General features: G+C 66.4%; 1 protein-coding gene. It reads right to left on the reverse strand.

Translation table 11 applies throughout. The features are described from left to right. Window positions 1-183 precede the first annotated feature (183 nt). A complete protein-coding gene (locus B2U11_RS09880; RefSeq protein WP_292071422.1) occupies window positions 184-936 on the reverse strand; it encodes a porin in 753 nt (250 codons plus the stop codon). Window positions 937-1,282: the final 346 nt, after the last annotated feature.

Here is a 1,282-nt window from a genome sequence, read left to right on the forward strand (position 1 = left end):
CGCAACCGTCGCCTACTGGGCCAAATGAGTCCGGACCCTAGGCCCGAGTCTCTCCGTGGCGAGAGGGAAGGGCCCCCGGTCGTGGAACCCCGGGGGCCTTTTTCATGCGCCCCGCAGACAAAGGAAAACCCCGGCGGATCGCTCCGCCGGGGTCGTGACATTTCAGGTTGGCTGAACTGAGGCTTACAGGCCGCCCAGCACGCTCGCGATCGACGAGACGTTCAGGCCGGCTCCGGCGCGGTCGCGCGCCTGCAGGCCGCCGCCGAAGCTGTAGCGCAGGCCCAGCGACCAGGTGTCGACGTCGATCGAGTCGATGTCGGCGCGGGTGTAGCCAGCGGCCACCGAGAACGGCGTGCCGGTGAACTCGTACTCGCCGCCCACGCCGTAGGTCCAGGCGTCGATATCGCCGAACTGGGCGTCCACGTTGTTGTAGCTGACGCCCGCGTTCAGGCGCAGATTCGGCATGACGTAGAAGGCCGCGTCGCCGCCGACGGTCCAGATGTCAGCGTCCAGGTCGTCAGCCGAGGTGTAGGCGACCACGCCGGTCAGGGTCGAGCCGGCCAGATACTTCTGGGCCTCGGCGCCGACGGTGTAGACGGTGTCGCCCGAGCCGATGCCGTTGCCGGCCACGAAGCCGCCGACGCGAACGTCGCCCGCGACCATGGTGGTCAGGTGGGCCGCGGCGGCGCCGGTGGTGTCGTCCTCACCGTAGGCCTTGGCGTAGTCGATGGCGCCGTTGAAGGTCACGGTCCAGTTGTTGGCCGGAATGGCGACCGTGCCGTCCACGGTCCAGACGTCGGCGTCGAAGTCGTCGCCAGCGATCTCGATCGACGGGTTCGAATAGGTCAGGCCGACCGAACCGATGGCATCCTGGGCCAGGGCCGGGGCGGCGAACAGGGCGGCCGCGGCGGCCGAGGCGAGAAAGAGCGTTTTCATGTTCTTGTTTCCTTGAAGTCTTCCCGAGTGGGGGCTCGGGGAGGGCGCTGCTAACAGCATACGGACAAAGCTGAGCCGTAAATCATCGTTCGACCGGGTGATCGCGGGGGGATTGTTGTCCGGACGCCACGCATTGCGGCCGTTGTGTGTTCCGGTTTTGTGGTTATGCGGGCGAAACGGTTAAGCGGCGTCCATATTGCGCATCACGCTTGCGTCCAGACAGGCGCATTTGCGCCGCGGCCAGTGGCGGCCCGAGAAATCCCCGGGAAGCCGTGCCTTGAGCGCTTGACGAAATCGGAATCGGTAGGCATAAGCCGCCACTCTTGTTGGACCGGCTGTGCACTTC

Origin of the sequence: Brevundimonas sp. UBA7534 (genome assembly GCF_002479325.1) — a bacterium.
GTDB lineage: Bacteria > Pseudomonadota > Alphaproteobacteria > Caulobacterales > Caulobacteraceae > Brevundimonas.